Consider the following 26270-nt stretch of genomic DNA (forward strand, 5'->3'; position numbering starts at 1 on the left):
TGAATGTTTTTGTTTTCGAATAGGTTGAAATCTGCGCTGGACAACGAGTAGGGAAGGGTAACGTTTGAAAGAGACAAATAATTCCAAGGTGCGTCGTGGTAATTCAAAGCCTGCGAGGATATATTCCTGGCTCACTTACACCCTACCGATATGTATCTTTACGGCCGGCATGGGGGTGTCCTTATTGATTGGAACGTTGGACGTTGCTGAAAGAAAAAATATTGCGGCGGGTAAAGTCATCGCTGCAGTTGCTGTACTGCGAGCGAAACTTGAGGGGAGGATAAGGTCGACGTTTGATGTGACCGAAGGGGTTGCCCAACTGATACAAGTCGATGGAGCTATGTCGGCTGATCATTTTTTTGGTATGTCGAAACAAGCGCTTGAAGCGAAACCTTTAATTCGCCGCATACTGTTTGCACCCAACGACGTCGTCCAGTTAGTCTATCCCGTTGCGGGTAATGAAGGGGTGTTGGGGATGAACATTCAAAAAATACAAATTTATAGAGAGGCAGTGTTAAGAGCTCGCGATGCCAAAGAGGCGATTTTGGCTGGGCCGGTTGAGTTGTCTTTAAAAAGGGGCGTCGGGTTTATATATAGAAGGCCCGTATTTCTAAACGCGGGGGAAGTTAGGGGGGGATATTGGGGCAGCATTTCAGTTGTTGCTGATATGCAGCATCTTTTAGTGCCAGTGTCTCAGAAGGAGGCTTCTGGCCTTCAAATTGCCGTGCGTGGAACTGACGGCCTAGGTTTTGATGGGGGAATGATTATAGGTGACCCTTTGTTATTTGAAGAACATCCAATTACCAGTGTTATTGATATCCCCGGTGGAACGTGGCAGCTAGGAGCGCTGCCCGTCAATGGATGGCCGTCCGATTCGATACTCGGTTCTATTCTCTTTCAAGGTTCAGTATTATGCACCGTTCTACTTACTATTTTTTCCGCACGGTTATGTAAAAGCCAGATTGTTATCCGCTTGCGCCACGCCGAACTTTCAAAGGAAGTTGAAGTTCGACGTGCGGCTGAGAGTTCCTTAAAGCAAAGTGAGAAGCGTTTTCGCTCCTTATTTGAGCGATCGCCGGATCCCACTCTAATCCTGGGGGAAGGTGGGTTTTGCACCCAAGCAAACGCCTCCGCTAGGGAAGTATTTGGTTATGACGATATGGAAATTTTTTCCACAATAAAGGCGAAGGATATTTCCCCTCCGTTCCAAAGTGATGGCCAATCAACGGAAGTCAAAGCTCGATTGATGCTACAAGTGGCGATAAAAACAGGGGTTCATCGTTTCGAGTGGTTACATAAACGTGCAGATGGAAGTATATTTCCAGCCGAGATTACATTATGCACTATGACTCTTGCTGAAAAACCTGCCTTGTACGCGGTTGTTCGCGACATTACAGCAAGGAAAGAAGCCGAGCATTCATTGTCGATCCAACAGGACTTGTTGCAAAATATCGTGGAAAACGCACCTTCCCTGATTTATATATATGACACAGAGGGCAGGCTTCAACTGTGCAATCGCTTGTTCGAGCAAGCTGCAGGATTTAAATTTGAAGAAATGAAAGGAAAGCAGCGAGATGATTTTTTGTCCATCGAAGAGACGAAAACCTTAAATAAAAACGATAAAAAGGTTTTGGCGGCTAAAGGAATTGTACGATTCGAAGATCGCTTGAAACGTGACGGCCAAGTTCGAGTATATTTGACAACAAAATGCGTTCTACGTGCCAAGGATGGAAAGCCAACCGGGATATTGGGCATTTCTACTGATATCACCGAAACCAAGCAAAAAGCGGAACAGCTTCGCCTCGCTGGTGTGGTAATAAGCCACACAGCCGATGGCGTTGTAATCACTAATTCTAGGGGGCACATTTTATCCATCAATGCGGCTTATGAAAAAATTACCGGCTATAGCCTGGAAGATTCCATAGGCCATAAGCCAAGCATGCTTATTTCTGAAAACCAAGACAGAGTTTTCTATCAGAATATACTGAAAAACCTAAAGAATGGTGGGTTTTGGAGGGGGGAGCTGTGGAACAGGAGAAGGGATGGAGCCCTTTACCCGATGTGGATGACGATTAATACGGTACACAATGAAGAGGGGAAAATCACAAATTATGTCGGTGTGTTTTCGGATGTTTCGGCGATCAATCAGTCTCTCGCTGAGCTAGAACAGATGTCACATTTTGATCCTGTTACAGCGTTGCCTAATAGGACGCTTTTTCATGAGCGACTTCAGCATTCACTTGAACTCTCTAAAAATACCCAATTAACGATAGCGGTGATGGTATTAGATTTGGACGGATTTAAAACAGTCAACGATAGTCTTGGTCACTCCATTGGCGATCTACTTTTGAAACAAGCGTCATCGCGTTTCTTGTCATGTGTACGATCCGGTGACACAGTTTCTCGTATAGGGGGCGACGAGTTTGCATTGATCTTGAATGATCTTAGAGATCCTGCTGACGCAATTATTGTATCGGAAAAACTTTTATCTTCCTTCAAAAAGCCATTTAGTCTTCAAGGTGCGAATATTTTACTCACTGCCAGTATAGGCATATCGGTTTCACCGCAGGATTCTGAAACACCTGAACAGTTGCTGAAACAGGCGGATTCAGCGATGTATGGGGCCAAGGAAAGCGGACGTAACAATTATCGTTTTTATCAGCCTGAAATGACGCAGCGAGCACAACAACGACTAGATAGTGAATATGCCTTGCGACGCGCAGTACAAAATAAAGAATTTGAAATTTGGTATCAACCAAAGATAAATCTTTCGACTCACACGCTTGTGGGTGCTGAAGCACTCATCCGGTGGCGCGATCCAGTTCGAGGACTGGTTCCACCAACGGATTTTATTCCTTTAGCAGAACAAACTGGACTTATTACTGATATTGGCGAATTTGCTATTGAAACGGTCTGTAAGGATATCAGGCGCTGGACGGATCACCAGCTGAATTATGGAGTTGTCGCCGTGAACGTGGCTTCATTGCAAATTGAGCGTAGCGATTTGCTAGAGGTAATTAAAGGTTTTCTTGAAGCGTATGTGTTGCCTGCCAAATCGTTAGAAATTGAAGTAACAGAAAGTTTGATGATGGCAAATCCGGAACACACCAAAATTGTTCTAAGACAGCTACAGCGCCTCGGCATAACCACTGCCATAGACGATTTCGGTACCGGCTATTCTTCGCTCGCATACTTAAAAATGCTGCCTATTAATAGTTTAAAAATTGATCGTGCATTTGTTTCCGGTTTACCTCATGATTCCGTTGACAGGGCAATTGTCAAAACGATCGTTGACTTGGGTCATGCTCTAGGATTCAAGGTCGTTGCAGAGGGGGTTGAAACTGAAGAGCAACATTCCTTTCTAAAAGATTCAGGGTGTGACGTCGGACAAGGATATTTTTACGGCCGACCCATGCATATCGTGGCCTTTGAGTCTTGTCTCGATAGATTAAGTAAGAATTTTTACACGATATAGTCACCTATTTTTGTGTTGGTATTAGTAATTTGCTTATGAAATAAATAGTTGACCGAGCAGGGTTGGCAAGCAATTTGAACGATGACTATAGTGACTATATCAGCCAGTTCGCGGTAGTAGGTGCTGATCGTAAGACGATCAGGAATCGCTTGCCTCACTCGAATGAATAGCTTCTACGAGTATCAAAAATTGTTTGACGGAGCCGCAGTTTGCATGAACTTACTGACTACACGACTATCGCGCTGGGACGGGACGGGTTTCGGGAGTCACAAATGCCTCTTTTGCAATTGCGTCTACCGCGCCTTCGACCTGATCACCGAGATGCTCGAGCAATAGGGGTTTGAACAAGTCGATTTCTCCTGCGTGAACTGGGGGCGGCACATTGACCCAAGAGTTCGCTCGACGTCTCCCAGGCATGTTGTGACAGCTTATCCTCGCAGCGACGTCCGCCGGCCATTATTCCCCGCTTGGATGAAAGACCGCCTGATGCGACGCAGTTTCCGCTGCTAAGGTGGACTTGCAATCATAAACTGGGAAACCGGCCCCCGCTGAACCGAAGTTTATATAGAAGGGTGGCTATTATTCATATATTCAAGAGGTGGAGAAGTAGCCGCGTCTGATCTTGCCTTTCACCTAGGCGTCGCTCATGATTACCCTTCATTGGAATGATAGGTTCGATGGATAAGCAACTCGCAGGCCTATTTTTTCTGGTGACCCCAGGATGGGTGATAATTGTCTTGTCTGTCATGTATTGAATGTCGCGTTGAGGGTCACAACAGTGGATGTAGTAGCACTAAGTAACAAATGAAGCGGGAGGCAGATCGGCTGCTCGGGCAGATTGTGCGTGCAGATTCGATGATTGTTGCGGTTAAGGTCGGGGCAGAGCGGATGGTTCATATTGAACATGGAGTTCGCCGGTGGGCTCAGAGCAGGTGTCGCCGAAAGGCTCTACAACACTTTTGATGATGAACTTGTGGAGCGGCAGAAAGTGCGGACATCTATCTAGAATGGCCCACCGCTTTGATAGAGTCGGCCAACCCGACACGTTCGGGTTTGGTTAGGCACATACCGATGTAATTCCCATCAATACCATTCGTCTAAGCAGCTCATTGCCCGTCATGTCAAGTGGTTTACCTTATCAGCGATACGCTGCCAGCGCGTAATGAACTGGCTTGGAATCAAATTTCGGGATTGTTTTTTTCAAGCAATGCAACGCTGTAATCGTAACCTGATATTTGCGGTACCGGCTTTTCCAAGCGTGCACGTACCAACCAAGCTCGCGTATTTGAGATATCAAATCCATTTTTTATCGAATAAAGCCGCTTTGCAAGATCGGTTGATATTCGGAAGTTACCGCATCCACCACTGCAGTACATTTCGACCCATTTTGTTGATTTTACTTGAATGTTTGCATCAGAATTGCAGATTAGGCATTTCATGCTAGATCTCCATGACGGCTTGCGTAGTGTAGTTGGCAAAAAAGGAGGAGGTCAGCAAAGTGGGAATAAAAAAGCGCGGCTTATGCCTTTATTGATATCAGCCTGTGTAGCGCCCCAGCACTACCATTTGCTCTGTGTTGCATCCAGTAGAAGTTTTGTAGTAGTGGAGTCTATCGAGAGCACAGCTTCGGGTAAATAAGGGTGGAAAACCTAGGTAGCTTAAAATGTTTCCTCCGTAAAATTAGTTGCATATCGCAATCCGCGTTGCTGTGCACCGACTATTTATTTCCAGTTTGCCATTGATTAGCTCTTGTTCCGCCACTGCAAGGGACGCTTCAATGGGAATCGATCATGTTGCGAACTTTGGCTAGCAACTCACTTATCTGGAATGGTTTAGTAAGCATCTCCATTCCGGCGCCGAGGAACGCTTGACGATTGGTCGCCGTTTCAGCATATCCAGTCATGAAAAGTATGGGTAAACGTGGACGCCAGCCGCGCGCCAGATCCGCCAAGTCGCGTCCGCTCATGTCAGGTAAGCCAACGTCCGTGAGCAGCAAATCGATTGTGGAATCGCTTTCTAGTTGATCCAGAGCCGTTTTGATATCCGGGGCAAGAGCGCAGCGATAACCGGCGTCCTGGAGTACTTCGGCGACAAACATCCGCACCGAAGGCATGTCTTCGACGATAAGTACGTGTTCACCAGCCCCTTGCGGATCGACAATTGGCGCAACATTGTCGACGTGCTTAGGTTCACAGGTGGCTGGCAACATGATCGTCACTTCGGTGCCACGTCGAGCGACGCTGCGGATGTGAGCACCACCACCTGACTGTCGGGCGAAACCGTAAATCATTGATAAGCCGAGGCCGGTACCTTGACCGAGCGGTTTGGTGGTGAAGAATGGGTCGAAAACTTTGTCGATCACACTGTGTTCAATGCCGGTGCCGTCATCCCGAACCGACAGTGCCACATATTCCCCGTCCTTTAAATTCGGATCACCATGGGTAGACGCGGCGTACGTATGAATCCAGATATTGCCACCCTCGGGCAACGCGTCTCGGGCGTTGATTACCAGATTGAGCACCGCACTTTCCAGCTGCACCGGGTCGACCAACGCGATTGCTGTTTTATTTGTTAGTTCCAGTTTAAGGCTGATGCGTTCGCCAATAGTGCGTGTCAGTAAATCTTCCAGCGAGCGCACATGCTCGTTGACATCTACCGGACGCGTGTCGAGCGGCTGTTGGCGTGAAAAGGCCAGCAAGCGGTGGGTTAAGGCAGCGGCGCTCATGGCAGAGCTCAGGGCCGCTTTTGCATAATACTGAATCTTTTCCGGTCGCCCATCAGCGACGCGCCTCTCGATTAATTCGAGGCTTGTTATGATCCCGGTCAACAGGTTGTTGAAATCGTGGGCTATTCCGCCGGTGAGCTTACCGAGCGCGTCCATTTTGTGCATTTGGAGTAATTGGGATTCGGCGCGCACGCGCTCGGCGACTTCCTTGGCCAGTTGCGTGGTGGTGTCGTCCAGTCGTGCCAAATTAAAGCGTTACCACGACATGATCGAAAACCGTTGCGGTGCCATCGCATATCTTCCATCAGCATCACCGGTTTGGCGAAGGGTTTCAGGGCAAAGGTTTCGGCGCCTGCAACACCGACACGTTCGGCTTCTTCACCATGGCCCAGGCCGTCGATGATCAGCGCGCTGATGTTGCCGTCTTCATAGGCCAGGTGCCAGACATCGCCGCACGCAGGATCGTCGTGCAGTGAATGCTGGCTGACCCCAAAACGAATGTCCGTTGCACGATCTGCGCGCGGATGCACCACGCCACGGGCATCGGCGTAGACACCAAAGACTTCGGTCGGGCGCGAAATCGAGCCGAGGCCAGTGCCTTGGGGGCTACCAGTCGAGAAACCATCGGCCAGACAAGCCTCCAGATCAAAACCGTGGGGGCGGTCAACGGCGAGCATTTCGGTGCCAAAGCTATTTGGGCGCGGCAACACCCGAAGGCGCATTTCACCGTGGCTGGCGTGCTTGAGTATGTTACTGGCAAGCTCTTTTGACACCAGCGCCCACGCCTCCGCCATCACCATCAAAACCATGAAATTCTGCGAGTTGCTGCGAGGAGCGTTGGGGATAACCCATCTGACTGCAATCCTGAATGGGCAAGACGTTTATCGACTCAGCAGTACTCATGTCCATCGGGTGATCGTTATTCGAGTGCCTTTGCCAGGCTCGGTGTCCAGTTCGAACTCTTCGACTAGCCGTTTTGCGCCAGTCAGACCCAGACCCATTCCGCTGCCGGATGTCCAGCCGTCGGTCATCGCCAGTTTGATATCGGCGATGCCTGGGCCTTCATCGCGAAACGTCAGACGCAGACCGACCTTGTGATCCTCATCGAGTATTTGCCAGTCCATGTCGCCGCCACCGCCGTACACCATGGTGTTGCGCACCAGCTCGCTGACGGCCGTGACCATTTTTGTCAGGTCGATCAGGCGCATGCCGCAGTCGGTGGCGAGCTTGCGCGCGGTCTGACGCGCGAGTACCACGTCTTGCTCGATATGGATCGGTTGAGTACCGCTACTGCGCACGGTCATTCTTGCAAAACTCGTACCTGCAACAGTTTCATTCCGCGCTCGACGTTCAAAGCGGTACTGACGCCTGGCAAGGTCATGCCGAGTTCAACCAGGGTAATCGCGACCGCTGGCTGCATGCCGACCAGCACGGTTTCGGCGTCCATGATTTTCGACAGCCCGGAAATCGTGCCGATCATCCGGCCAATGAACGAGTCGACCATGTCCAGTGCCGAGATGTCGATTAACACCCCGCGCGCCGAGGTTTTGCTGATGCGCTCGGACAAATCGTCCTGCAGGGTGAGAGCGAGCTGGTCGTGCATGTCGACCTGAATCGTCACCAGCAGAAAGTCGCCCATCTGAAGAATCGGTATACGTTCCATGCTTAAGCCGTCTTAACGAAGGTGGTACCCAAACGGGTCAGTGCCAGCTTCAGCGCATCGGCCAGATTGGCTTTGGTCACCACGCCTTGCAGGTCGAGGCCAAGGTGGACGATGGTTTGCGCGATTTGCGGGCGTACGCCGCTGATGATGCAGTCGGCACCCATCAGGCGGATCGCGGTCACGGTTTTCAGCAGGTGTTGGGCAACCAGGGTGTCGACGGTTGGCACGCCGGTGATGTCGATGATGGCGATTTCCGAGCCGGTATCAACAATGCGTTGCAGCAGCGATTCCATCACCACTTGGGTGCGTTGCGAATCGAGCGTGCCAATCATCGGCAGCGCCAGTATCCCGTCCCACAGTTTCACCACCGGGGTCGACAGCTCCAGCAGTTCTTCTTGCTGACGCTTGATCACCGCTTCACGAGATTTCTGGAACGTGCGGATGGTGTGCATGCCGAAGGCGTCGAGCAACTCGGAAATTTCCCAGAGTTGTTCGGCGAGCAGCGCCGGTTGTTCTTTGTAGTGAGCTTGCAGCAGGTTAAACAGCGGGCCTTTGAGGGAGAAAATGAAGCTGGCGGTTTGCTGCGAATCTTGGCCGAGCAGGGCGCGGCTGTGCGACAGCTTTTCGAGGAACTGGCGGGTGGCTTCCCAACCCGGCGTGTTGACGTTGGTGCCGTTGTCGTTCTCGAGGCCGCTGACCACCAGTTGCAGAAATTCGGAGGTTTGTTGCTGCAGGTCGTGTTCTTTCAGATTGCGCGCGGAACCGCTGGCTTGCAGGCCGTTGATCCATTCGCTCAGCAGTTGCGTTTGCTTGTTTTTCATCGCATCGAGTGTGCTGTTCTGCAGTGCTGCCATGTGCCTATTGCTCCGTAGCTAAATGGGGGGCCGAGCGATCGGGGTGTGGAAAATGACATCGGCATTCAAATTTTTTTTAGTAAGGCGAGACTTTACATGTTCACCTTGCTCCTAGCTTTTGATTTTTCAAGCATCAGTTCAACCAGCATTAATACTCGGGCATTGCGGTGCAAGCATTTCGTCGAAGGTTTCTCGCCTTCGAGATGAGGCTAGATTGCTGTGTTTATATACAGTGCCTCGCAGCGAGCTCTTACTCATGAATTTCGAAATGGCTAAATCGATCAGGCTGCAGCAATGGCACACAACCATTGCTGATAATGACTTTCGAATGCAAAACCCCGAGGGTCATCGGGAAACCCTCCTTGAAATGGCAGCGACACTGCTGAGGGAAGGACTGATAAATCCGCTCGAGCAATTCGACTTGAAGGAAATGGCTGATGCCGCTTATTGGCATATGGTGGAAGAGCTTCAGCATTCTCCAGACCACTACCGAGGTGCGTCGACTTACAACGTCGTACAGCTCGACAACGGAAAATTGCTGGGAACAATTAGACGTTCAATTTTTAATTATGCAAGTGATGCGCCGAGAGGGGCGTCATTTTCGTACGACGGTAAGGTCTACACCGACTCGGAAGGTGCTCGTCTGACTATGTGTCTTACTCAAAAAATCGGAACGATCACCGGGCTGATTTTGCAATTGTCAGGTAGAAAATACCGATTGATTGAAACTGAGCGGATGATCGAAGGGGTGACGCACCATCCTCTGTCTGACGGTGATACATACCGACTCTTTATAGATGTCGCCCAAATCGCTCAGGAAGCTCGTGATTTACGAGTTTTTCAAAGAGTTCGACCTCACATTCAATCAGCAGTCTTCTGCATTTGTCCCACCTGCCTCGATAGATTTGGCGATCGCGATGATTGTCAAAATTGCGCCGGCAAAGGTTTCGTGACGCGGACTTTCCCCCCGGTTCAGCGTTGAAAGCGTGTTGCACTGACGCTCTCACAGGATTTGAGTTGAAGAATTTTAGCCAATCTGCGCATAACTTTTTGAAGCACGACGCTTTGGATTGGGGAGAAGGTAGACGTTTGAGTGATTCAGGCTAACCAGCTGCGTTTTTGTACGTAGTGAATAGAGCGGGATAACAGACATATAGCCGATACGTGCCATAAACCTGAGAGATTGTGGCGGACAATGAATGCATGGGCATTTCTAGCTGTGAACATAAAAATTGACGAAGCGAAATGCTCTGCTTAGCTAAAGCGAACATGGCTTATAGAAGGCCAGCCATTATGTTCAACAGACGCAGAGGACAGCAACATGCCTGATGACCTAAGCAAAACCGGAAAATCGGATCGCGACAAGATTAACGTTAATCAGCCGCACGAGCTGCGAGATTGGGCGAAAAAATTCGGTGTAACTGAACAGCAGCTCAAAGACGCAGTAAACCAGGTAGGAGTGCAAGCTGAGGACGTTAAAAAGCATTTAGGGAAATGAGAACGACGCGCCTGCGGCAGGAGTCAAGGGTACCCACAGACGGGGGCTGTCTCAGAAACGGGTCACATTCCGTTCGAGTCGGACATTCAGGGCTCATGGGGCGAGGTGAATGTCGGGGTGGATTATCAGGCGGATCGGCGCACGACGTTTACCGCTTCGGCGGGGTATCGCCAGGGGGGCCATGGCGACAGTCAGGCTACGACGCCATGCTTGGGTTCAAAATCAACTTTTGAGAAAGCATACGAGCCGGGCGCCCGTCACACGATGGAATGAGCGGAAATTTAAGCGATTTTTGAATCGTACCGTTGATGGGGCGTCGCCAGATTCGTTTCGGACTCGTTCTGGGTCTCGCAGAAAACCGACCATTATTTTTTGTTTCAGAGAAGGAAAATAGCGCCATCAGGCAGTAAGGAGGGCTTTAACGCTTGCGATGACTACATCAATCTCGAATGGCTTTGAAAAAACGTCTACGAAAAGGTCGGCTCTCTGTCTACCTAGATGAGCCTGAGCGCCGCTCATCAGCATCAAGGGAATTGTTTTAAATTTATCTTGAGCTTTGACCGCTTCAGCAAATTCCAACCCTGTCATCCCGGGCATCATGTAGTCAGTAATAATGAGATCTGGCCGTTCTCTTTCGAGGATTTCAAGAGCTCTCAAAGCACTCCCGGCCGTAACCGTTAGGAACCCCTCATCCTCCAAAGCGAAGCTCAAGATGTCGGCGATGAGATACTCGTCGTCAATTATTAGAATTGTGGTCATTATTTTCTTTCTTCCCAAGTGAACGCCACGCACCGTACGCGTTGGGCATACCCTGGTCGCCGTCTCATTGCCATTCGCATTGTTCAGACCTTTTTCAAGACGATCCCGGTGTCGCTCATTACGATCTCAAGTCGGGAAGGGTCGTAAGCGCAGTCTCTAATCTTGAGAATCGAGAGCTGACGTTGAAGTTCAGTCTCATGCTGCCCAAATTGGATCAACAGAAGGTTATCCATGACCCCGGAAAGCTCCGGCGCAGAGCCAACCGACTGATCGTTCAGCAGTCGTTGAATTTCCCATGCAGCAATAACGGTTACTCCTCGCGCACGCAGTTCTGCCATAAGCGCAGAAAAAATTCCGTGCACTCGACTCTGGTCATAGGCGACCCTTGCCATGGCTACTAAATCATCGATGAAAACGCGCTTAATATGCTTTCGCTCAACGATCTCAAGAAGCTCATAAGCCAGACGGTCAATCAGGCCTGTTGATGCGGGGTTCCATACGAGGTGTAAGGCTCCAGTTTTTTCCAAAGCTTGGAAGCTAAAACCAAGCGCTTGTGCCTTGAAGCGCATTCTTTGAGGTGATTCGTGAAATCCGAAGAAAAGACCAGGGTGCTCAGGCGTGCACCCAGTTAGAAATTGCGCGCCGAACGAAGTCTTGCCTGCGCCGGACGGGCCCATGATCAAGGTGACAGACGACGACAACAAACCACCGCCAATCTGCGCATCAAGTGTCGAAATGCCGCTACTAACGGTCGTGAAATGATCACTGTCCATGAGCGCGGATCTTGTAAGGACGCTTTCTATCCTTGGATAGATGGAAATTCCATTTTCATTAATCTCGAATTCATGCCCCCCGGAAATCGCTGCACTCCCCCTGGTTTTGCGAAGTCGGATTTTTCTAACGGTCTTCGATTTTATTGACTCTTCACCCATCTCGATGACCCCGTCAACCATCGTATGCTCCGGGCTTCCATCATCAAGTTGTGAACTGGTCAGGAACAGTACGGTGCATCCAGCAAAGGCTGCATGCCCTTGCAGTTCTGAAATGAATTGCTTGGTATCCAGCGGTGATTCTGCCTTCGATCGAGCGTTTAGCAGTCCATCCAATATAAGAAGGCTCGATTTTTGACGGCTAATTTCTCTTCGTAAAAGCTTCACTACCGCGTCCAGGCCATCATTTTCCAAGGTGTCAAAAGCACTGACGAACTGGATGTTCTGATTTACCTGAGCTTTATCGTAGAAGCTCAACGTGGACAAAAACTCAAAAAGTCTGTCATGTGGCTCCGCTAGCAGTGTCGCAAATAAGACGCGACCTTCCTGCGCGATGTGGTTAAAACCAATCTGGTTGGCCAAGATGGTCTTGCCCGAGCCGGGTCGTCCTTGAATGATATAAGACGCACCCGCAATCAACCCCCCCTTCAGCAGGGTATCGAGCCCCTTGATTCCACTTTCAAGGCGTTTAAGCTGATTCAAATCGAATCCCTCTGCTGATGTTCATCAGGTCTAAAGATTAGGCGGGCCTTCCTAGAAAGCGTCTATCACCAGCATCCGCCGCGCTCGGTTATGTCGCAACGTGAGTACTGCATGACTGTCCATACCGTTACCGGACAGCAAGCGTCCTGGAGATTTCGGAGTGCCCCAAGTTTACTTCAACAACCGGGCGTTGCCGATTGCTTTCGGAATCAGCTAGCGAGTATCAGGATCTTATCGCCTAACTGCCCATTATTGGGGGCGGAAATTTGGCGGAGAGAGGATAGGAATGACCGAAATCCAGATTTTTAGGTAAACGATACGGATATTTTGGAGCGCACCCGAGGTCATCCTTATGTGGATAAATCCAGCATAAATACCAATCAGGAGGTGACGCTAATGCTTAGCTATCTATTCATAGGAGCCTCCGATGTAAACTTATCAGCGCGCTTCTACGAAGCTGTCCTTTCGCCACTGGGTTATCAGAACGAGTTAGCGGAGGGACATTTCTGCTTTTCGCTTCCTAGCACCGCTGACAAATGCAATGGCCCCGGAAGCGTACATATCGCCAGTCCCTTGGATGGTCGCCCTGCGTCAGCAGGTAATGGAATGATGCCTGCTTTTCGGACGAAATCTCGCAAACTGGTGGATGAAATCTATGCCGCAGGCATCGCTTGCGGCGGGACGGATGAAGGCAGGCCAGGAATACGTGAAGCTTATACAGATGACTTCTACGTCGCATATTTACGCGACCCCGTCGGAAATAAGATCGCTTTCTTTTGCAAAGGTTGAACTCAGCTGCGCATAAAGCAATCGGTATAAACCGCTAGATTTAGGGGCGTTCAGAGCCAAATGCATGGAGGAAGTCTCTATTTGGTTTGCGAAACCCACATCACAGGCTTTAGCGCAAAAGCGTGTGATTGAAGCTGGCGTGTATGGCTTGGAGATAAGTCAGTGCGTGTGCGGTGTATTCGTTGGATCCAAAATCTGAAGGACATTTCCCTTGCTCCAAGCATCCGCTCCTGGCGCTATGGCCGGAGAAGGAATATCAGCTCGCGCCTTCCTTCGTTCAGCGCTATCGATCCCTAGTCGAAGGTCTCTTTCGGCCACCAGCTTTGGATCGACCTGGCCTTCAGCTGTGAAACCCATCATTAGCTGAGGAACACCTAGTGGGAGGTTTTTATTGAGGTCTGTGTGCCACGTATGCCAGGTTTTTCCGTATGTGTGGATCAGCTTTTGCATCAATGCATGTTCAGCAATCTGCGGAATGCCGGGAGCGACTAATTGCCCCGACTTAACTTCTTGAACGTGACTATGCCATAGCGCTTTCTCAGGTTCGGGCAGAGTAGCAAATAACTGCTCGCTGATGATGTACTCAACCCCCATCAGCTTCGCATCCTTGCGATTGCCGTCATAAATAACGCACTGAATCACTTCCTCATTAAGAATGGCGCAATAATGATGTGCCTCCATCTGAGCATCGATGTGGCCATTGTAGAAATGGAAGCCGTCAAGATAGGCATTCAAGGCGTCCACTGGGGGGCGTGATTGAAGCAGGGCCGCCCCTGCATCTAAGGTTTGAGTGGAAGGGCTTTCAGCGGTGCCCGGCGCCCTCACTTTTGAGTCCGTGTTGTTCCCTGCGCACCCGGAAAGAGCCGTCAATAAAGTGAGTAGCGCTGTGAAATGTAGAGGTCTGAATGCGTTAAGGCCTGTCGCATCATAAACGTAGCGTTCCATAGTATTCTCCATGCTGCCTTTGATATGGCAAAAGCAACCCTACAACGAAAAAGCAGCGAATTTCGGACGTTCCGGAATGCAATGATCCCTCGGCCCGAACAACCGCCGAGGGAGGCGCATTCATTGATTACAGCCTTTTTTTGCCAAGCGAGTTATTTCTACGTTTTAGTGCAAACAGTACGCCACCCAATACAAGTGCGCCGATCGCAATGACTATCGGGGAATGGTTCGTGGGGGCACGCCAGCCACCCTCGATACGACGTTGCTCGTTTGAAGGGGAGTATAAATTTCCCGCAGATGAATGAGCTTGAGGGCGGTGTTGCAAAGCTAAACGAGTAAGCCAGCCAGAAATCTGTGGAAAACCTGGTATCAGGAAATGGGCTATCCGAGCCAACGTCGCGGCTCTGCCAACTGTCACGCTTTGTTTTGGACGTAATGCGCAGCGAACCATGGCAGCTGCGACAAGGCGAGGGTCATACACTGGCGGAGGCGGCTTTAGAGCATGGCCGGTGAAATCTCCACCATCACGAAAGCCTGGGGTATCCATAACGGCTGGATAGATATCGCATACATGTATGTCGGGAGATCGGTGAAGCTCCCCACGAAGAGCTTCACTCAATCCACGGAGACCATATTTACTAGCTGAGTAGGCTGCAGCGTAGGGTTGGGCAACCCAGCTACCTAACGACAACGTGTTGATTAATATGCCGCTTTTCTGCGATTTGAAATACGGCCAAGCTACGTATGCTCCACGCAAATATCCCAGAAGATCTGTTTGCAGTACCTGTTCGTGCGCTTCAAGGGGTGTTTCCTCGAAGCTGCCGACTGCACCCACGCCGGCGTTGTTAATCCATATGTCTATTCTTCCATCGCCATAGGAAGCGGCTTTTTTTGCCAAAGCGCGCATTTGGTCGCTGTTCGTGACATCCGTCGGCACAGCCATTGCCGACGCACCACGTTCCACGCATTCCCCAACTACATCACTTAGCGCTTCATAGTCCCTAGCCGCTAGAACCAGCCTGGCACCTTCAATAGCAAACGCGTGCGCCGCTGCTCGGCCTATCCCACTGGAAGCACCGGTGATGACCACCAACTTATCGTTCAACGTGTTAAACGACTTCTCGGGGGCAATCGCTGCAGACAAACTGGACTCGTCTGCGAACGAATCTTTCTTTGAGTGAAACTCGATTTCGTTCAGTTGCAAACGAGCACCGTCTGCCAGGGTTAACGTCAGGTCTTCTATCGTGCCTGCGAGACTCTCTGGAAAAATAGGATCTCCGTAAATATCAAGTTCATCATAAAAAAAACGCGTGCCCTCTAGCCAGCCGATGGCCGTCATCAACTCTGGGCCGAGGTAGTATTTACCGTCGAGAAAAAATCCAGGGAAGTGTCGAGTACGCTCAAGGCTTTCAACGACGTAGCGTATACCTGGCTTCATACCGCTCGAAGGGTCGATCATGGTTTTATCCTCGGTTTCGCTGGTGTAGCAATAGAGGACTGGCACCACCTAGCGTTCCATCAAAATGACGAGCAGTCCGGTATGATCCGAAGCAAAACCAATCCTATCTTTATAAAATTAATTCTTGCATGATGAGTAGTGGGCTAAAAATTAAACTCCATTGAGAAACTAACGGTTCTCTAGTTATAAGAAAAATGAAACTGACCGTTAAAAAGGACGCCTCTGTTTAACTCCTTGCATCCTGGATTAAATTGGCAGACTCTCTCCGACTTTACTCTCTTCACTGTATAGGTTGATGATAAAATCTTAACGGCTTAACAGAGAACCAAACCCAGTCTTTATCACGCAACATTCCAACCGGTTGACTATCAACGCTAAAAATAAAATTGCTTTCACTACCGTTTGGAAAAGTAAGCTCGATCATAGAAGGGTATGACAAATCAGCTATGTCGGGGGCGTAAATCCCTAGAGAGCCCGGAGCGTTGAAAAGATCAAATGTATTGTTGATGCCACTGTATTCCTGCTTGATACCTTTGTTGTATTGGAAAAGTACCTGATCAAAGGTCATATCTTCTCCTTCTCGAAAATACAAAATAATTATCCCGTACGCCCTTACCATTATCCGCTTCCTGCGTTCATTTATAGCTACAATTACGAATAAAGTTTAACCGAAGTATAGCTGGCGTGAGCGCCCTGAACAATAACCTATAAGTGTGTTGGTTTTATGGGCCGTTATGAAATGGTTTAAGCGCCGCTCCGATTTTGAATGTCATGTCCATTTTTATGCTTGGTAGGGGATCAAACTTTCGTCTTTCTGTAATCCATGCGCGAGTTTGATCAATGTCGAATCTTAAGCCTTGCAAAGTCATGCAGCTTAAGAGAATAGATGATAGCCGACAGCGTCCGCACTCTGGGCAATGGAGATCTTGAAAACAGCCGATTGTCGCGATTTGCGCCCCCTGGTGATCGCAAATTGGGCAGTTCATAAATACTTCATCACATAATCCTTTCTGTCTTGTTAATTCCATTCGAGCCGCAGGCCTGGATATTTGCAATTAATTAATAAATGACGAAATGCCACGCAAGCAGACAAGCATAGATGTATAGCAGTCGATTTATAAACTCGATAGAACGTTTGGCTATTGAAAAAGCGTGTTTTAATTCTATCTCTCGATGCGCAAATCGCTTCAGCGGTATAGCTGTTGTAGGGGAAATTCTGAAAATTAACCACTAGTGGTTCCTTCCCGCGTGATGTGCATTTGATTTCATTGTGTTTAATAGTCGTTAGGTCATCACGTCTTGAAGTGCACTCATCATTTTCTTGGAACTCCCCCACTGATGCTCCGTCCTCTGAGGGAGGGGAAGCTGTTTAATTCGGCACGCCCCGCAACTAACTTTCATTAGGAAGGCGAGGGTACGTCATGAACACAGCAGACAACACAACAGGAAATCAGGGTAGTCAACAGGATCCGCCCGCATCAGAACAAGATTATGAGCACCTCAAGGAGAACGTGTCGGACGTGTTGGGAGGTGCCAGGGAGCAAGCTGATGCTCAGTTTGGGCAATACCGTGACACTGCCGCCGATCAGATCGGAGCGTTTGCTGAAGGAGCAAAATCCTTTGTTTCCGAGCTGGAGGATAAGGATGCCCTTGGGGTTTCGCATTACTTGACGGATGTCGCAGAGTCGATGGCTGGATTAGCGGAAAATTTGCGAGGCAAGAGTGCTGAGCAGCTTCTGCATGACGGTGCGGAATTAGCGCGAAGTAATCCCGCTCTTTTCATTGCGGGCAGCATTGCGCTTGGTTTCGGATTATCCCGATTTCTTAAAGCAGGGGTGTCAACGGCCATTACGCCTACTTCCATTAGTGGAGCAGATACTCCAGCAGCGCGATCTGAACTGGCCTTCGGTGCGAATCGCCCCAACGAAACCTCAATTTCTCCCACCGCCAGCGCAAGTCCGGGCCTCGCGACGGGCAGCACTCCTTCATCCTCAATTCAATCTTCTAATCCAGCGAGCGACGTGCTAGCTCCGTCGTCCGATTCCTCAAGCCAAAAAGGAGAAATGTAATGGACAGAGACAATTCAGACTTGCCCGAAGCCCGACCACTTCCTCATCAGGAAGATGCATCTGTTGTTGGCCTACTGAAGCAGCTGTCTAGGGAAGTGCCTGCTTTATTCACCAAGGAACTGGCATTGGCAAAGGCAGAACTTCAATCCAGCCTCACTACTTTGAAGGCCGGTATCGCGGCGGTGGCGGGAGGGGCCATTGTATTCTTGGCGGGCTTTATAATCCTGCTGTTATCAGCAGTCTATGGACTGAGCCTTTTTATGGCTCCGTGGCTTGCGGCGCTTATCGTCGGTGTCGTTGTAATGATCATCGGCTTCGCGATGCTGCAGTCTGGTAAAAAACAATTCGAGCCCTCTCACTTTAAACCCGACCGAACGCTGGACGCTTTGAACAAAGATCAGGAAGCACTGCGGAGGAAAGTGTCATGAAAAGCGAGCTAGAGATGGAGTCTGAAAAAAGTCCGGAGCAGATTGAGCGGGAAATCGACGCACAACGCGCGAGTATTGGCAACATTGTCGATAAGCTCGAAAGTAAATTTACTCCCGGCCAAATTATTGATCAGGCGTGGGGATTGATGCAAAACAACGGTTCGGCTTTTATCGGCAATCTCGGTACCAGCGTCCGGAACAATCCGGTACCCGTTGTCCTGACATCGATAGGATTGCTCTGGATGATGATGAGTCAGAACCGCCCACCAGTACCTCAACCTGTTTATCGCACTGGCGCCGATGACAAAAAGGGTGAATGGGGAGAAGGTATCGCAGACGGCTTGGATAGCGCGCGCGACAGCCTTCATCAGACGACTGACTCGTTAAAGGAGGGCTACCAGTCGCTTAAAGAAAAAGCGGGACAACTTGGTGATAACGTAAGCGCTGCTAGTGAGAATTTTAGCTATACACTGCATGATGCTGGAGATCGTTTGAACCGCCGCACCCAGGTTGTGGGTCAGCAGTTTAACCAGCTACTGCAGGAGCAGCCATTGGTTGTAGCAGCGGCGGGCATCGCGTTGGGAGCTTTAATCGGTGCCGCGTTACCGGCAACCACTACAGAACAGCGCTACATGGGCCGCACCAGCGCAGGTTTGGTGGATAAAGTAAAAAAACAAGCCCAAGAAGGATATGAGGCTGTCCGCGATACCGTCACAAGAACCACTGACCAAGAGAATGGACAAGGGTCGACAGCATCGGATGGAAGATCCGCTTCTGATCCGTCGGCCGATCTTTCCCAAGGATTGGGTACTTCTTGAAGAAGATAATGGCGGAGGCCTTGGTAGGTCTCCGCCATTTTGTATGAACCATTTTCGCGGGGCCGACATGTTCCTAGCAAAAGCTTTCCTTTCCCGCCAAAACAGTGGGACATCGTGACCTCGTACTTTTAAACATACTCTTGAGCAGTCAGTAGATGAGTGGGTAGCGACGGCGTTTATGCTTTCACGAAAGGTGCCTGCGCGGATGCAAAAGGTTAGCGTGATGAAGACGACCTCGTAATTTTTATATGATGGTGGGCCACATTGACGAAGCATGGCGGCAAACAAGCTAACGCGAATTGGAGGCGCGGTTTTGGAAGACGACGATTTTGATTCAGGTCAATACGGTCGATGTCATCCAGTGAAGCGGAGCCTGCCCCTCGTCAGGATCCTTGAACGATCCTTTAACGCTCCGCTCAACTGAGAAATACTCAGGGTGAGAGCCATGAACGAATTCAAGCGTTTGCTGACACCAGTTCAAGAGACGCGTCTTTTGGCTTTTGATAGCTGGTACAAGGCATTTGAGGATCGTCGCCTGCGTTTGGATTGTCCTGATGCGTTTCATGAGGAGCTACTGCGGCAAGCGGACGAAATGGATCGCTTAGGCGTAGTGACTTGGGACGAATGGAGGGATTTAAGAATACTGGCGGATCAAGCTTATCTACGCACCATCGCTGGAGAGAATTACGTCTGAAAGCTTTGGAAATGCCATCAAGGGAGCGTATGGAATGTTCCGAATCTCTGTAGGTCAACCAAGTAATACTTGTGTGAGTGCAGCTCATGTCAATTGCCAACGAAACCGTTAAGTACCTGCGTGACAACAATTTGGTGGTGACTACAGCAGAGTCTTGCACGGCGGGAAAAATCGTAACTCTTCTTTCCGAGGTAGAAGGCAGCGGCGAATTTATTGAATGCGGCTACGTTGTCTATTCACCCCAAGCTAAGCAACGTGTGCTCCATGTCAGCGCACAGACTATCGCGACCTTTAACCTGACCAGCGTCCAGGTTGCGAGCGAAATGGTTACGGGGGCTCTGCGCGACAGCACAGCAAATGCTGCCATCGCCACTACGGGAATTCTTGGGCCGGACGATGTCGATGGCATCCCTGCAGGAACAATTTGTTTCGCCTGGGCGTTTCAGTCGAATGGTGAGTGCTATGTCTACACTCACGAACATCAGTTCTTCGGTGGGCGCTGCCAAGTTCAAGCGAAGGCGACTGACTATGCGTTGCGGTGGCTACCGCATTTTCATCAGCGTGCATGTGCTGGAGTGAGAGACGAGGCTTGATGAACGAGGACTCGAATCAACCCGACTTCAAGAGACGCGAGCACCCAATTCGCGAGGACATGCGCTATCAAATGAAGGTATGGCGTTTCGAGCGCATTGGCTGGTACTTGTTAGTGTTGATCGTGCTGATGGCGTTAGTCGGCTTGTTTTCCAGAGGATTACTCAGTTCAAGAGACGTGCACAGCGCTGACGGCAAATTGAGGGTGGAATATGAAATGTTCCATCGCAATGGATCCACCAACTCAATGAAGATCAGCGTAAGCGCGATGCCCGACTCTGCAGTGGAACTGGAATTAGCAGGCCAATTGTTGGACGGTTTCAGAATCGAAACGTTACAACCTGAACCCCTGCGCTCAAGAAGCTCTTCACAGGGCATCAGGCTTTGGCTACAAACCGACCTCGATGGGCAAGCGAAACTTTACATCACCCTGCGAGGGGATGGCCTGGGCTTCTTCCAAAGTCGAATCGTTTCACCAGGCACTAACGGTGTAAAGCTCGACCAATTCATTTTCCCATAGGTGATTTATGGATTCGGTATTACGTGCGGGTGTCATGTACCTGGCGCTTATGGTGCTATTCAAGATCGCCGGACGCCGTTCCTTAGCTGAGCTGACCACGTTTGATTTCGTTTTGTTGATGATGATCGGGGAGGCCACTCAGCAAGCCCTGCTAGGCGACGATTTTTCGCTGACCAATTCAATGATTGTCATCGTTACATTGATCGCTATTGATGTTGGATTATCGCTGCTAAAACAGCGGTCGGAATGGATATCGCGACTGATCGATGGTGAGCCCACCATCATCGTGGAGAACGGCAAACTCCTGCACAAACGACTTCGACATGCTCGACTGGTGGAGGCCGATGTGATGGAAGCTGCACGTTCCAGCCAAGGCATAGAAAAGCTTGAAGAGATCAAATTCGCAATCATTGAACGCAATGGGAAAATCTCAATCATCGCCCATGAAAACTGAAACCGTAGTAGGTAGCTGATTTAGCGGGACAGCGAAATTCGTTTGGAACACCTGCGTTTATCAGAGGCCTAATAATTAACAGACGCAGGAGGTTGAGTCATGTCAGAAGCTACCAGCTATTTCGCGATCGCCGTCGCCGTGATCATTGTGCTCGTCGATCTTTGGGCAATCGTCAGCGTGTTTCGAAGCGATAAGACTGTAGGGATAAAAGCAGCCTGGGCTATCGGGTTAATCATATTTCCGGTGCTGGGTTTGATCGTCTGGGGCGTTGCCGGGCCACGTGGCATTAAGGAAGGGCCAACGTCGCCTGAGCACAGCAAAGGATAGCAACCACCCGTTGGTCGACAGTATGTAAGGCTTTTGAATTAAGCCGAGCACATTCGCTTCAGATGAATATGGGATGGCATTCGGTCTCTTACCGAGTGAACCGCAGCCCTGATTCGCCTGAGGAGAAAGTCATGTTCCTACATAACAAACGACTCCATACACCGTGCGCGTAGCCCAGCCCAATCCCGGGTTGGCCAATCTCTTATTGGAACAATTCGGGGGGGCTCAAGGGGAGCTCGCGGCGGCATCACGCTACTTCACCCAGGCCTTGGCAGAAGATGATCCAGGCAGGAAAGATCTGCTGATGGACATCGCCACCGAAGAGCTCAGTCACCTTGAAAGCGTTGGCTCGATCATCGTGATGTTGAACAAGGGCGCCAAAGGAAAAATGGCCGAAGGAGTCGAGGAAGAGGGCGAGTTGTACCGCGCCATAAACGGCGCCGGCAACGACTCGCACATCACCAGTCTGTTGTACGGCGCCGGTGCTCCGTTGACCAACTCGGCATGCGTTCCATGGTCGGCAGCTTACGTCGATACCATCGGCGAACCCACCGCAGACATGCGCTCCAATATTGCCGCTGAGGCCAGAGCGAAAATTGTTTACGAACGGTTGATGAATGTCACCGATGACCCGGGTGTGAAGGAAGCCCTCGGCTTTTTGATGACGCGTGAAATCGCTCACCAGTTGTCGTTCGAAAAAGCCCTGCATGCCATTCAGCCGAACTTCCCCCAAGGCAAACTGCCGGGTATGCCGGAATTCACCAACGTCTACTACAACATGTCGCAAGGCGAGGGCAGCACACGCGGCCCGTGGAACGAAGGCGACGATTGGGATTTCGTCGAGGATCCCACGCCAGCCGTGGACGGTGGCAATGGCACTGCGACGGTGCAACTGAGCGCCGAGGACGAAGCGCTACTGATGGATATGAAACTCAGGACGATTTCCGATCCGGACAGTAACCCAATCACGGGCGCAGACCTGGGAGCCGGGGTACAAGGCGATCCTGAACGTTGAGCACGTCACCGCACGCCAGCCGGCAGTCGGATATTCAGCTTTTGCAGAGTGGACACTTCAATCATGACCAAGAAATCAAACCATCGTGATCCCAGTTTTACGCAAATGTTTATGGCCACAAGCGTCGCGTTTGAACGTGACGCGCAGCATGTGTCCGCGCGGTTTTTGCGAGCCCTCGCCGGATCCACGGGAAAACGCGTCCCAGGAAAATAGGAGACTGCCATGCCCGATCCCTTGACCTCCGCAGCCTCGTTCCGCTATTGGATCGCCCGTTTCTCAGGCTCGGGATGGGGCGGACGAGTCTTCTGGTCAGTACTGATTTGTGTGACCATTCTCCTGTTGATCAGCGGGTACGGCGCCTTCGTCGGTGCCAACCAACAAAATCTGCAATTTGCCTTCCTCGGCGGCTTTTCAGGCTTCGCTGCGACGGCCGCCGGAGCAGTGATTGCGATTGCGTTGCGCGATATCGCCTCGCGCACCCAAGACATCATGCTCGGTTTCGCCGCCGGGATGATGCTGGCCGCCAGTTCGTTTTCGCTGATTCTGCCCGGTATCGAAGCGGCTCAAGCGCTCTGCGGTAATCAATTGCTCGCCGCTTGTGTCGTCGTTGCCGGATTGGGATTAGGCGTCGCATTGATGGTCGGCTTGGATCGCTTCGTCCCTCACGAACATGAGAAAAGCGGCCGCCGTGGCCCTGACGCGCAGCGCGTCAATCGGGTCTGGCTGTTTGTCCTCGCGATTACCCTGCACAACCTGCCGGAAGGCATGGCCATTGGCGTCAGCTTCGCCAACGGCGACATGAAGGTGGGCTTGCCGCTGACCACAGCAATCGCCATTCAGGACATTCCCGAAGGTCTGGCAGTCGCTTTGGCGTTACGCGTAACCGGCATCTCCGCACTGCGGGCGGCGCTGATTGCGGTAGGTTCGGGGTTAATGGAACCGATTGGCGCCATCGTCGGTTTGGGCATTTCCAGCAGCTTTGCCTTGGGCTATCCCATTGCACTCGGTCTGGCAGCGGGCGCAATGATTTTCGTGGTGTCCCATGAGGTCATTCCCGAGACTCACCGCAACGGTCATGAGACTCCTGCGACTCTGGGGCTGATGCTTGGTTTCGGGGTGATGATGTTTCTTGATACGGCACTAGGGTAATGGGTGCCTTTTGTCCGGATTTGAAAATATTTTATGAACAGGTTTTCGGTGATTCAGTCAGTTTTGATGCACAGAATGTTTTTGTTTGTCCTGGTACTCATTGCGGATGCCCGAATGGGCAATACCATACTGACCAAAAGGAAAATTGACATGGCTAGAAAAACCGTTGAAGACTTGTTTATCCACGAACTCTCCGATGTCTACAGTGCAGAGAAACAAATTACCAAGGCGCTACCCCGTTTGGCTAAGGCTTCGACAAATCCGCTACTTGCTGAAGCCTTCACCTCTCACTTGGAAGAAACCCACGGGCAAATTGAGCGTATTGATCAGTTGGTAGAGCTTACAGGCCTGAAATTGAAGCGCATGAAATGTGTGGCGATGGAAGGATTAATTGAGGAGTCCAAGGAGCTGCTCGAAGAAATCGATAAAGGAGCTGTGCTTGACGCCGCGTTGATTGGTGCCGCACAGAAAGTCGAGCATTATGAAATCGCAGCCTATGGAACACTAATCGCCATGGCGAAGCATCTAAAGCTTAATGATGCGGCAGCCCTCTTAGAAGCTACTCTCACGGAGGAGAAGGGCGCGGATGAAAAACTGACGAAGATCGCCGAACAGGGCGGTAATCAAGCGGCTACCCTCGAAAAATAGTGCCGGTTGCACCTTCGTTTAATTTCATCTCTATTCCGTGGCAACCGCAAATTGCCACGGAGTAGTTAGGCTAATTGGCTTAGATTTCGCTGGTATCCTCTTTTGTCAAAAATCCTGACATCTCAGACATCAGAATTCATATCCTCCAAAAGCGGCGCAGAAATGTTTGGCTCGCCAAAAGAGCGTCTGATGTTTTATCGACAAGAAATCCAATACGAAACGAAAATACTGTCGAATCGAACGGACGCCTTTCTTACTGCTCAAGCGTTCTTGGTGATAGCGTTTACATCGTGCATGGCGAATGTTAACCCCGAATGGGGAAAGCTTTGTACGCTTGTCGTATCCCCACTGCTCGCTCTCTTAGGCGTTTTGAGTTCGATGAATGCTTGGCCTGGCATTCGATCGGCTTATGACATAATTGATCATTGGTACTTCAAGCAGAGCGAGCTTTTGCGCAGTGAGCCCATCATGGGCAGGGCATATGATGAAACGTCACTGTTCTGCAAGCGCGAGGCATCGCACAAGGGATATCGCAAAGCGCTGCTATTTTCTGTGGGAACGCCATACATCTTCGCTGTGTTCTGGCTAATAGTCGGTATTTGGTCGGTGGCCATCCAGTTCACTAACCCTTTCGATTAACAGAAAAACTTCGTTAAAGACATCCCTACTGCCATGTAATTTCTTGGAGCAACACCCGGTTTCGCAACTCCTACCAAAAAGCTTCTCAATTAGCATGCGACTCGGAAGTCGGCAGAGCCAGATTAGGAAACTGATTCGTTATTCGTACTTCTCCGTAGTATATGGACAATATAAGGTGCTAGGAAATGTTGCTCGTCAGGTGCTGTCACGGTCTGAGGATGCGCTATGGTTTTCTCGAAGTAATATTTCCACTAGTTTTCTTCAAAAGTTTATACCTTTTTGTTGATTCCAGTATTACCGTCCCCGTCGCCGACACATTTTGATCCATGATTGATATGCCTGCGTACGTTTAGCATCAGCCTGTGCTTTGGCTTCGATGAATCGAATCCAGGTGCCATTGTCTTTTTGACTTTCATCAAAGAGTCGATAGGCAATATCATCGAGTCGATCAGCCTCGAAAAATAGGCTTTTTATCCGCGCTGCCTCGTCATCCTCGTCAGCGCAATGGAAACCTGGCTCCTGGATAACCATGACTATCCCTCCGTCCAGACCACGGCTGCTGTTTCGCGCCATTTCACTTCTGTTACGCCGAACCGTTCCGCTTGCGGTTTCGACACTACCTTTAACGGAGGTCTACCTGGTTTAGGAATCGGAGCGATGCCGGCGTCACAGCTGGCCCAATGCCAAGCCTCCGCATTGCGCATTGATTTAGCACGAATGATGAATGACTTCGGTATCCCGTGAAGCTTGTACTCAATGACGAAAATATCAACATTACCCATGAGTTCCTCCTTTGGCTCATTAACGTAATGAGTCGCGCTGCAAAAAAAAATTCAAACTGTTTTCTAACAGTTATATGTTCGTGGATGAACTGTTTTCCAGCAACGGATCAGACCACTCGAACCCCGATTTCAGAAGGGGAGGTGTCGTGCATGTGTGCGCACAATCGGCTACTGAACGAGCGGAACGAGTAAGAAGCATTCCGGCAATGCGTAAAATTCGACGATCAGCCAATTGCTACACGCTGCTGAACTGTTGACGCGGTTCGTCATGCTCGCGGGGGGCTGTATACGACACTAGTTCAGACTCGTTCCGACTCGCGACGAACTGTATGGGTATTGGTAGACCATAGTTCTCCACTCAAACACGTCACCCTCGTGTGCTGAACGAGAGCCGTGAAGATCAACTCGTTCTCCTTTCGCGTTTCGTAACGGATGCATGTCAGTTCAGTCCCGGGCATCTTCATCATAGCCACGTAGATATGTGAACCTCTTCTCAA

The 26270-nt window shown here is 50.2% G+C and carries 26 protein-coding genes and 3 pseudogenes; 16 read left to right on the forward strand and 13 right to left on the reverse strand.

The window, feature by feature from the left end; genetic code table 11:
• The first annotated feature begins 64 nt into the window (after positions 1-64).
• The gene (locus tag ACIP66_RS02870) at positions 65-3475 is read left to right on the forward strand and encodes an EAL domain-containing protein (protein ID WP_400645185.1); all 3411 of its coding nucleotides are present in this window, start codon (positions 65-67) and stop codon (positions 3473-3475) included.
• Positions 3476-4653: 1178 nt separating this feature from the next.
• Here ACIP66_RS02870 and ACIP66_RS02875 read toward each other — a convergent pair.
• The 6 genes and pseudogenes from ACIP66_RS02875 to ACIP66_RS02900 form a co-directional block, all read right to left on the reverse strand.
• Positions 4654-4914, reverse strand: coding sequence for a hypothetical protein (locus tag ACIP66_RS02875; protein WP_400645188.1), 261 nt, complete (start codon positions 4912-4914; stop codon positions 4654-4656).
• Between the two features lie 335 nt (positions 4915-5249).
• Positions 5250-6455 (reverse strand): annotated as a pseudogene (locus ACIP66_RS02880) (response regulator); the annotation flags it as partial.
• Positions 6452-7103: pseudogene (locus ACIP66_RS02885) on the reverse strand (ATP-binding protein); the annotation flags it as partial. The pseudogenes ACIP66_RS02885 and ACIP66_RS02880, both read right to left, overlap by 4 nt.
• On the reverse strand, positions 7100-7504 hold the full coding sequence (locus ACIP66_RS02890) for an anti-sigma regulatory factor (RefSeq protein WP_400645190.1): 405 nt from the start codon (positions 7502-7504) through the stop codon (positions 7100-7102). The gene ACIP66_RS02890 and the pseudogene ACIP66_RS02885, both read right to left, overlap by 4 nt.
• Positions 7501-7863: an STAS domain-containing protein gene (locus tag ACIP66_RS02895; protein WP_400645193.1), complete on the reverse strand. Its 363-nt coding sequence runs from the start codon at positions 7861-7863 to the stop codon at positions 7501-7503. The genes ACIP66_RS02890 and ACIP66_RS02895 overlap by 4 nt, the downstream gene beginning before the upstream one ends.
• 2 nt (positions 7864-7865) lie before the next feature.
• Positions 7866-8717, reverse strand: a complete 852-nt coding sequence (locus ACIP66_RS02900; protein WP_400645196.1) for an STAS domain-containing protein — start codon at positions 8715-8717, stop codon at positions 7866-7868.
• A gap of 256 nt (positions 8718-8973) precedes the next feature.
• Here ACIP66_RS02900 and ACIP66_RS02905 point away from each other — a divergent pair, with 256 nt between their 5' ends.
• Together ACIP66_RS02905 and ACIP66_RS02910 are read left to right on the forward strand one after the other, a co-directional pair.
• Entirely contained in the window at positions 8974-9699 is a 726-nt protein-coding gene (locus tag ACIP66_RS02905) for a hypothetical protein (RefSeq protein WP_400645198.1), read from the forward strand.
• A gap of 339 nt (positions 9700-10038) precedes the next feature.
• Positions 10039-10215, forward strand: a complete 177-nt coding sequence (locus ACIP66_RS02910; RefSeq protein WP_159811722.1) for a DUF3606 domain-containing protein — start codon at positions 10039-10041, stop codon at positions 10213-10215.
• A 399-nt stretch (positions 10216-10614) separates the two neighbouring features.
• On the opposite strand, the gene ACIP66_RS02915 is transcribed toward ACIP66_RS02910, so the two are convergent.
• Positions 10615-10974 (reverse strand): response regulator, encoded by a 360-nt coding sequence (locus ACIP66_RS02915; protein ID WP_400645201.1) that lies wholly within the window; start codon positions 10972-10974, stop codon positions 10615-10617.
• Between the two features lie 83 nt (positions 10975-11057).
• On the reverse strand, positions 11058-12446 hold the full coding sequence (locus ACIP66_RS02920; RefSeq protein ID WP_400645204.1) for an ATPase domain-containing protein: 1389 nt from the start codon (positions 12444-12446) through the stop codon (positions 11058-11060).
• Between the two features lie 354 nt (positions 12447-12800).
• Between ACIP66_RS02920 and ACIP66_RS02925 the strand changes: the two genes are divergently transcribed.
• The gene (locus ACIP66_RS02925) at positions 12801-13235 is read left to right on the forward strand and encodes a VOC family protein (protein WP_400645207.1); all 435 of its coding nucleotides are present in this window, start codon (positions 12801-12803) and stop codon (positions 13233-13235) included.
• A gap of 159 nt (positions 13236-13394) precedes the next feature.
• Here the strand turns inward: ACIP66_RS02925 and ACIP66_RS02930 are convergent, their stop codons facing one another.
• The 3 genes from ACIP66_RS02930 to ACIP66_RS02940 all read right to left on the reverse strand — a co-directional run bounded on the left by ACIP66_RS02930 (position 13395) and on the right by ACIP66_RS02940 (position 16207).
• Positions 13395-14180 carry an OBAP family protein gene (locus ACIP66_RS02930; protein WP_400645209.1) on the reverse strand — a complete coding sequence of 262 codons (786 nt, stop codon included), beginning with the start codon at positions 14178-14180 and terminating at the stop codon, positions 13395-13397.
• Positions 14181-14307: 127 nt separating this feature from the next.
• Complete coding sequence (locus tag ACIP66_RS02935; RefSeq protein ID WP_400645212.1) at positions 14308-15639, reverse strand: SDR family oxidoreductase; 1332 nt, start codon at positions 15637-15639, stop codon at positions 14308-14310.
• A 280-nt stretch (positions 15640-15919) separates the two neighbouring features.
• The gene (locus tag ACIP66_RS02940) at positions 15920-16207 is read right to left on the reverse strand and encodes a hypothetical protein (protein ID WP_400645215.1); all 288 of its coding nucleotides are present in this window, start codon (positions 16205-16207) and stop codon (positions 15920-15922) included.
• A gap of 853 nt (positions 16208-17060) precedes the next feature.
• Here ACIP66_RS02940 and ACIP66_RS02945 point away from each other — a divergent pair.
• The 12 genes and pseudogenes from ACIP66_RS02945 to ACIP66_RS03000 all read left to right on the forward strand — a co-directional run bounded on the left by ACIP66_RS02945 (position 17061) and on the right by ACIP66_RS03000 (position 24991).
• Positions 17061-17708, forward strand: coding sequence for a hypothetical protein (locus ACIP66_RS02945; protein WP_400645218.1), 648 nt, complete (start codon positions 17061-17063; stop codon positions 17706-17708).
• Positions 17708-18136: a phage holin family protein gene (locus ACIP66_RS02950; protein WP_159811717.1), complete on the forward strand. Its 429-nt coding sequence runs from the start codon at positions 17708-17710 to the stop codon at positions 18134-18136. The genes ACIP66_RS02945 and ACIP66_RS02950 overlap by 1 nt, the downstream gene beginning before the upstream one ends.
• On the forward strand, positions 18133-18954 hold the full coding sequence (locus tag ACIP66_RS02955) for a DUF3618 domain-containing protein (protein ID WP_400645221.1): 822 nt from the start codon (positions 18133-18135) through the stop codon (positions 18952-18954). Before ACIP66_RS02950 ends, ACIP66_RS02955 begins: the two co-directional genes overlap by 4 nt.
• Positions 18955-19399: 445 nt before the next feature.
• Positions 19400-19648: a hypothetical protein gene (locus tag ACIP66_RS02960; protein WP_400645223.1), complete on the forward strand. Its 249-nt coding sequence runs from the start codon at positions 19400-19402 to the stop codon at positions 19646-19648.
• Between the two features lie 86 nt (positions 19649-19734).
• Positions 19735-20241, forward strand: a complete 507-nt coding sequence (locus tag ACIP66_RS02965; protein ID WP_400645226.1) for a CinA family protein — start codon at positions 19735-19737, stop codon at positions 20239-20241.
• Positions 20241-20759: a hypothetical protein gene (locus ACIP66_RS02970; protein ID WP_400645228.1), complete on the forward strand. Its 519-nt coding sequence runs from the start codon at positions 20241-20243 to the stop codon at positions 20757-20759. Before ACIP66_RS02965 ends, ACIP66_RS02970 begins: the two co-directional genes overlap by 1 nt.
• A gap of 7 nt (positions 20760-20766) precedes the next feature.
• Positions 20767-21213, forward strand: a complete 447-nt coding sequence (locus tag ACIP66_RS02975; protein WP_400645231.1) for a DUF421 domain-containing protein — start codon at positions 20767-20769, stop codon at positions 21211-21213.
• A gap of 99 nt (positions 21214-21312) precedes the next feature.
• On the forward strand, positions 21313-21540 hold the full coding sequence (locus tag ACIP66_RS02980) for a PLD nuclease N-terminal domain-containing protein (protein ID WP_400645233.1): 228 nt from the start codon (positions 21313-21315) through the stop codon (positions 21538-21540).
• A 131-nt stretch (positions 21541-21671) separates the two neighbouring features.
• Positions 21672-22555: pseudogene (locus ACIP66_RS02985) on the forward strand (manganese catalase family protein).
• Between the two features lie 222 nt (positions 22556-22777).
• A complete protein-coding gene (locus tag ACIP66_RS02990) occupies positions 22778-23704 on the forward strand; it encodes a ZIP family metal transporter (protein WP_400645236.1) in 927 nt (308 codons plus the stop codon).
• A gap of 150 nt (positions 23705-23854) precedes the next feature.
• The gene (locus ACIP66_RS02995) at positions 23855-24352 is read left to right on the forward strand and encodes a ferritin-like domain-containing protein (RefSeq protein ID WP_400645239.1); all 498 of its coding nucleotides are present in this window, start codon (positions 23855-23857) and stop codon (positions 24350-24352) included.
• A 102-nt stretch (positions 24353-24454) separates the two neighbouring features.
• Positions 24455-24991: a hypothetical protein gene (locus ACIP66_RS03000; RefSeq protein WP_400645241.1), complete on the forward strand. Its 537-nt coding sequence runs from the start codon at positions 24455-24457 to the stop codon at positions 24989-24991.
• A 294-nt stretch (positions 24992-25285) separates the two neighbouring features.
• Here the strand turns inward: ACIP66_RS03000 and ACIP66_RS03005 are convergent, their stop codons facing one another.
• Both ACIP66_RS03005 and ACIP66_RS03010 read right to left on the reverse strand, forming a co-directional pair.
• Positions 25286-25522, reverse strand: a complete 237-nt coding sequence (locus tag ACIP66_RS03005; protein WP_400645244.1) for a hypothetical protein — start codon at positions 25520-25522, stop codon at positions 25286-25288.
• Positions 25523-25524: 2 nt separating this feature from the next.
• Positions 25525-25773: a DUF6555 family protein gene (locus tag ACIP66_RS03010; RefSeq protein ID WP_159811714.1), complete on the reverse strand. Its 249-nt coding sequence runs from the start codon at positions 25771-25773 to the stop codon at positions 25525-25527.
• Positions 25774-26270 lie beyond the last annotated feature (497 nt).

Origin of the sequence: Pseudomonas sp. NPDC088429 (genome assembly GCF_044753305.1) — a bacterium.
GTDB classification, from domain to species: domain Bacteria; phylum Pseudomonadota; class Gammaproteobacteria; order Pseudomonadales; family Pseudomonadaceae; genus Aquipseudomonas; species Aquipseudomonas rustica.